Source organism: Actinomadura bangladeshensis, assembly GCF_004348335.1.
Classification (GTDB): Bacteria; Actinomycetota; Actinomycetes; order Streptosporangiales; family Streptosporangiaceae; genus Spirillospora; species Spirillospora bangladeshensis.
The window spans coordinates 1-6,406 of sequence record NZ_SMJW01000355.1 but is presented as its reverse complement, the minus strand read 5'-3'; the positions used below and the strand labels follow the sequence as shown (position 1 = coordinate 6,406).

General features: G+C 69.2%; 5 protein-coding genes. 1 reads left to right on the top strand and 4 read right to left on the bottom strand.

From position 1 onward, the window contains the following. The first annotated feature begins 74 nt into the window (after nucleotides 1-74). Nucleotides 75-1,814: a glycoside hydrolase family 6 protein gene (locus E1284_RS37345; RefSeq protein WP_131944869.1), complete on the top strand. Its 1,740-nt coding sequence runs from the start codon at nucleotides 75-77 to the stop codon at nucleotides 1,812-1,814. 199 nt (nucleotides 1,815-2,013) lie between these two features. On the opposite strand, the gene E1284_RS37340 is transcribed toward E1284_RS37345, so the two are convergent. The 4 genes from E1284_RS37340 to E1284_RS37325 form a co-directional block, all read right to left on the bottom strand. Further along, on the bottom strand, nucleotides 2,014-3,105 hold the full coding sequence (locus E1284_RS37340) for a lytic polysaccharide monooxygenase auxiliary activity family 9 protein (RefSeq protein ID WP_243714987.1): 1,092 nt from the start codon (nucleotides 3,103-3,105) through the stop codon (nucleotides 2,014-2,016). 168 nt (nucleotides 3,106-3,273) lie between these two features. After that, nucleotides 3,274-4,101: a carbohydrate ABC transporter permease gene (locus tag E1284_RS37335; RefSeq protein ID WP_131944868.1), complete on the bottom strand. Its 828-nt coding sequence runs from the start codon at nucleotides 4,099-4,101 to the stop codon at nucleotides 3,274-3,276. Beyond that, nucleotides 4,098-5,090, bottom strand: coding sequence for a carbohydrate ABC transporter permease (locus tag E1284_RS37330; protein WP_131944867.1), 993 nt, complete (start codon nucleotides 5,088-5,090; stop codon nucleotides 4,098-4,100). Before E1284_RS37330 ends, E1284_RS37335 begins: the two co-directional genes overlap by 4 nt. Next, on the bottom strand, nucleotides 5,087-6,406 hold a 1,320-nt coding region (locus tag E1284_RS37325), incomplete at its 5' end, for an extracellular solute-binding protein (protein WP_341770464.1). The genes E1284_RS37330 and E1284_RS37325, both read right to left, overlap by 4 nt.

Below are 6,406 nucleotides of genomic sequence, written 5' to 3'. Positions count from 1 at the left end.
CATCGGCAAATAGGTATAAGAGACAGTCCCCCTGCCCCCGGTAGAGATCCGCTCAACCAGATGGAGGAACCCGCATGAAGCACCCCCCTGCGCGCAGGAGGCCCGGCGCCCGGCGCCGCGGCGTATCGGCCGCCGCGGCGGCCGTCCTGCTCGCCTCAGGCACGGTCGCGCTGGCCCAGGCCCAGGCCAGCGCGGCCGCCGGCTGCACGGTCGACTACACCGTCAACGACTGGGGCACCGGCTTCACCGCCAACGTGAAGGTCACCAACCTCGGTGACGCCCTCAGCAGCTGGACGCTGGAGTGGGATTTCGCCGGCAACCAGCAGGTCACGAACGGCTGGAACGGGACGTTCACCCAGTCCGGCAAGCACGTCACCGTGAAGAACCCGAGCTGGGGAGGGTCGCTCGGCACCAACGCCTCGGTCACCCCCGGCTTCCAGGGCACCTACTCCGGCTCCAACGCCAAGCCGGCCCAGTTCAAGCTGAACGGGACGGTGTGCGACGGCTCGACGGGCGGCGACGACGGCAGCGAGCCGCCCACCACGCCGCCGGTGACCCCGCCGACGGACGGCGACCGGGTCGACAACCCCTACGCGGGCGCGAAGGTGTACGTGAACCCCGAATGGTCCGCCAACGCCGCCGCCGAGCCCGGCGGCAGCGCGGTCGCGAACCAGCCGACCGGCGTGTGGCTGGACCGGATCGCGGCGATCAACGGCGTGAACGGCGGGATGGGCCTGCGCGACCACCTCGACGAGGCGCTCAGCCAGGGCGCCGACGTGATCCAGCTGGTCGTCTACGACCTGCCCGGCCGCGACTGCTCCGCGCTGGCGTCCAACGGCGAGCTCGGCCCGACGGAGCTCGACCGGTACAAGACCGACTTCATCGACCCGATCGCGCAGATCCTCGGCGACGCCAAGTACGCCGACCTGCGGATCGTCACGGTCGTCGAGATCGACTCGCTGCCGAACCTCGTCACCAACGCCGGCGACCGGCCGACCGCCACCGAGAACTGCGACGTCATGAAGGCGAACGGCAACTACGAGAAGGGCATCGCCTACGCCCTGCAGAAGCTCGGCGCCCTGTCGAACGTCTACAACTACATCGACATCGGCCACCACGGCTGGATCGGCTGGGACGACAACTTCGGCCCGACCGCGCAGCTGCTCGCCGACACCGCGGACATGTCCGGATCCAAGAGCAACGTGGCCGGCTTCATCACCAACACCGCCAACTACGGGGCGACGAAGGAGCCCTACTTCACCATCAACGACTCGGTGAACGGCACGTCCGTCCGCCAGTCGACCTGGGTGGACTGGAACCGGTACGTGGACGAGCAGTCCTACGCCCAGGCGTTCCGCCAGGAGCTCATCGGAGAGGGCTTCGACTCGGGCATCGGCATGCTGATCGACACCAGCCGCAACGGCTGGGGCGGCACCGCGCGCCCGACCGGGCCCGGCCCGCAGACCGACGTCAACGCCTACGTGGACGGCAGCCGGATCGACCGGCGCATCCACCTCGGCAACTGGTGCAACCAGGCCGGCGCGGGCCTCGGTGAGCGGCCGAAGGCGGCGCCCGCCGCGGGCATCGACGCCTACGTGTGGATCAAGCCTCCGGGCGAGTCGGACGGGGCCAGCTCCGAGATCCCGAACGACGAGGGCAAGGGCTTCGACCGGATGTGCGACCCCACGTACACCGGCAACCCGCGCAACAACAACCACATGAGCGGCGCCCTGCCGGACGCGCCGCTGTCCGGGCACTGGTTCTCCGCGCAGTTCCAGGAGCTGCTGAAGAACGCCTACCCGCCCGTCCAGTAACAGGCCCCAACAGGAAACAGGCCCCGTGACCCGCTCCCGGTCACGGGGCCTCTCCCTCCCCGCCTTCGTTGATCTGCGGCGTGTTGTTGTTATCCGGCGGCTCATAACAACAACACGCCGCAGGTCGACGGGAAGGGAGCGGCCCGCGGCGTCCCCTGTCGGACGCCGCGGGCCGTGTTCTGTTGGGAGCCGATGCCTGTCAGGAGGTCATGCAGTGCGGTTCCAGCGTCGTCGGTGAACCCGGGGCGTTCGCGGTGAACCCGAACGTGGTCGAGGCGCCGACGGCGAGCGAGCCGTTCCAGCTCGCGTTCTTCACCGTGACGTCCGGGCCGGACTGCGTGTAGGTGCCGTTCCACAGGCTGCCGACCGTCTCGCCGTTGGCGAAGGTGAAGTGGGCCATCCAGCCGTTGAGCGGCAGCGTGCCGGTGTTGGTGACCTTGACCTCGCCCTGGTAGCCGCCGCCCCAGCTGTTGACGGAGTGGTACTCGGCGGTGCAGACCATGCCCGGCGTGCCGGGCGGGTCGGTCGGATCGGTGGGCGGGTCGGTCGGGTCCCCGTCGCCCTCGCCGACGCCCGTCACCTCGCCGTTGCCGCCGTCGAACACGACGTCGGAGCAGCCGTAGAACGTCTCGTTGCTGTCCGAGCGCTGCCACACGGTGTAGATGAGGTGGCGGCCGCTCTTGCCGGACGGGAGCGTGGCGTTCCAGTGGTAGTAGGCGTCCTCGTTGCCGGGCGACCCGACGCTGGGCGGGTCGGTGGCGCTGTAGAACGGTTCGCTCTCCAGGTCGTCCCAGCTGAGCGGGCGGGTCGGGCTCCAGGTGTCCTTGGTGATGTAGGTGCGGAACGTTCCCGGATGCGCCGCCCACTTGTTGTACCTGAACTCGATGTTCGCGCCGGACGTCAGGTGCGTGACCGGCCAGTCGTCGCGGGCCAGGTCGTAGCCGCTGAAGTCGTACACGACCGCGCCGCCGCTGCACAGCTGCCCGTCGGGGATGAAGCCGCGGGTGCGGCCGGCACCGTCGGAGCGGAGCACGGCGAACCAGTTGTAGAGCGAGTTCGTCCCGCTCTGCGCGAGCGCCGCGGCGCACGCCGGGTTGTGCGGGACGAGCTGCCCGCTCGCGGTCAGCGCGTCCTTCCAGCACAGGTAGGTGCGGCTGCCCGGCATCATCATCGCGCCGTGCGCGGACGCCGGTGCCGCCGTCAGCAGGGCACCGGCCAGCATGGCGGGGCCGAGTACCGCCCCCGCCACGAGCGCCCTTCGTCTTCGCTTGCCCATCGTCCTCCCGTCCACGGGGTGAGGAGAGTCCTGTCCAACCGGAAGCTAGCTCCGGATCACCGGACCCCGGAACGGTCCTTTCAGCCTTTCATCCAAGGCCGGGGAGGGCAGGACCATACGGCCCGGACGTCGCCGTCCGGGCCGTCCCGCGGCGGGCGCTCGGCCCCTGCTCGAGCCTTCCGCTCAGCCCTTCGTGGCGCCGGCGGTGAGCCCTCCGATCAGCTGGCGCTCGGCGACGGCGTAGAACGCCAGCGCCGGGACCATCGCCAGCACGATGTAGGCGATGACGAGCGCGTAGTTCGTCGAGTACTGCCCCTGGAACTGCTGGATGCCGACGGGGATCGTCTGCCACTTCGGGTCGGCGAGCACCAGCAGCGGCAGGAAGAAGTTGTTCCAGCTCGTCACGATGGCGAGGACCGACACGGTGCCGAGGGCGGGCCGCGCCATCGGCAGCAGGATGCGCCAGAAGAACCCGAACCGGCTGCAGCCGTCCATGATGGCGGCCTCCTCCAGCTCCGCGGGGATCGTCCGGAAGAACGACCGCAGGATGATGATCGTGACGGGCAGCGCGAACGCGGCCTGCGGCAGCACGATGCCGAGCGGGTTGTCCAGCAGCCCGAACGAGCGCAGCAGGACGAACAGCGGCAGCACCGCCACCGCCGGCGGGAACATCAGCCCCATCGCGAACAGCGTGAAGAAGAACTCCCGCCCCCGGAACGCGTACCGGGCGAACGCGAACGCCGCCATCGCCGCCACCGCGACGGTGATCAGGGTGGTGGCGACCGCGATGAGCACGCTGTTGCCGATCTGCCGCCAGAAGTCGCCGGACGACAGGATGCCGGTGTAGTTCGAGACCTTCCAGGGGTCCGGCAGCCCGAACGGGTTGTCGGTCAGGTCACCGGTGGTCTTGAACCCGGAGACCACCGCGTACAGCAGCGGGACGACGATGAAGGAGCCGAGCAGCCAGACCAGGGCGTGCCGGGACATGCTCCGCGCGAGGGTCGTTCTCATCGGCGGCCTCCCGCGGAGGTGACCGCGCCCTGCAGGTCGCGGCGGAGCGCGTAGCGCTGGTAGATCAGGGAGAAGATCATGCTGATCACGAACATGGCCACGCTGATCGCGCTGGCGTAGCCCATCTGGTAGCGCTTGAAGCCGAACTGGAACATGGTGACGGCCATCGTCTCGGTGGAGTGCGTCGGCCCGCCCGTCGTGGTGACCCACACGAGGTCGAAGAGCTGGATCGAGCCGATGACGGACAGGAACACGCTGATCCGCAGGGTCGGGGCGAGCAGCGGCAGCGTGACGCTGCGGAACCGCCGCCACGGGCCCGCCCCGTCGATCGAGGCGGCCTCCAGCACCTCCGACGGGATGCCCTGCAGCCCGGCGAGGTAGATCATCATGTGGAAGCCGAAGTACTTCCACGTCATGACGGCGAACAGGGTGGGCAGCGCCGTGTCGGGGTCGGCGAACCACTTGCCGGCGAGGTCGCCGAGCAGCGGCAGGTCGCCGACGAGCTTGTCGGCGAACCCGTCGCCCGGCAGGAAGATGATGCCGAACAGGACGCCCGCGATGACCTCGGACAGGATGTAGGGCGCGAAGAAGATCGCCCGGTACACCGCCCGGCCGCGCATCTTCTGGTTCAGCAGCACGGCGGTGCCGAGCGCGATCGGCAGCTGGACGACGATCGAGAAGACGACCAGCAGCAGGCCGCGCCACAGGTCGCCGCGGAAGACGGGGTCGTCGGCGAGCTTGCGGTAGTTGCCGAGGCCGGCGAAGTCGTCGGGCCGGCCGAAGCCGCCCCAGTTGAAGAAGCTGGTGTAGAACGCGACGAAGATCGGGATCAGGACGAAGAAGAAGAACAGCAGCAGGGCCGGCAGCAGGAACCAGGTGGTGGACGCCCAGCCGCGCACCCGCGCCCCCATCGACGCCTTGGGGCCCCGCTTGCGCGGGGCCCGCGAGGCGTGCCGCGGCCGATTCTCGGTCGTGGCGGACAGTGTCATTGGCTCTTGGCCGCCTTGGTGACCGCCTCGGTGACCTGCTGGGGCGTCTTCTTGCCGCCGATCAGCGCCGCGACGCTGTCATTGACCTCCTGGCCGACGGCCGGCGGGAACGCCTGGTCGAGGTAGAGCTGGAACCCGGTGGAGCTGTTCAGCGCGTCGGCGACCAGCTTGCGGTTCTTGTCGAGTTCGCTCTCGGCGCCCTTGACGACCGGCATGAACGCGCCCGAGGAGACGAGCTTGCGCTCGTTCTCGTTGTTCATGAGGAAGGCCAGGAAGTCGATGGCCTCCTTGGGGGCGTCCTTGCTGAGCGCGTGCCCGTTGCCGCCGCCGAACACCTCGGTGGCGGTGCCCTGGCCGCCCTCCACGGTCGGGAAGGGGAACCAGCCGAGGTCGTCGCCGAGGTCCTTGCCGGAGGCGTCCTTCTCCACCGCGGGCGCCCACTGCCCCATCAGCTCCATGGCGGCCTTGCCGCCGCCCATGGTCGCGGCCTGCCCGCCGGGCGCGTCGTAGCCGGCGTTCTGGAAGCCCTTCTGGAAGGGCTGCAGGTCGACGAGCTCCTTGAGCTTCTGCCCGGCGGAGACGAAGGCGGCGCCGCTGAAGTCGTTGTTCTGCTGGGCCTGCTGCAGCGCGGACAGCCCGCCGATGCGCATCGCGAGGTAGGCCCAGTAGTACATCTCGGGCCACTTGTCCTTGCCCGCGATCGCGATGGGGGTGATCCCCGCGCCCTTGAGCTTGCGGATGGCGTCCAGGTACTCCGTCCAGGTCTTCGGGGTGTCCTTGACGCCGGCCTTCTTGAAGAGGGCCTTGTTGTACCAGAAGCCCACGCCGCCCATGTCGTACGGGATCGCGTAGGTCTTCCCGTCGAACTGGTACGGCTTCTGCGACACCGGCGTCATCGTGTTCAGGATGGCGGAGCCGTCGGAGGTGACGTCCTTGACCAGGCCGGCGTCGATCTGCTGCTTGAGCACGCCCCCGCCCCAGGTCACGAAGATGTCCGGCAGCTTGCCGGAGGCGGTGAGCGCCGTCATCTTCGACTTGAACGCCTCGTTCTCCAGGTTGGTGAGCTTGATCTTGACGTCGGGGTGCGCGGCCTCGTACGCCTTGGCGATCTGCGGGTAGAGCGTCTTGGACGGCTCGGTGGTCGCGATGTCCATCCACTCGATGGTGACCTTGCCGCCCCCGGAGTCGCCGTCCCCGCACGCGGCGAGGAGGGGGGCGGCGGTGACCACCACGGCGCCTGCGGAGACTGCGGTCAGGAACGAACGGCGCGACAGGTGCGGAATGCCCATGATGGCCTCCTGGATCGGGGGGTGGGC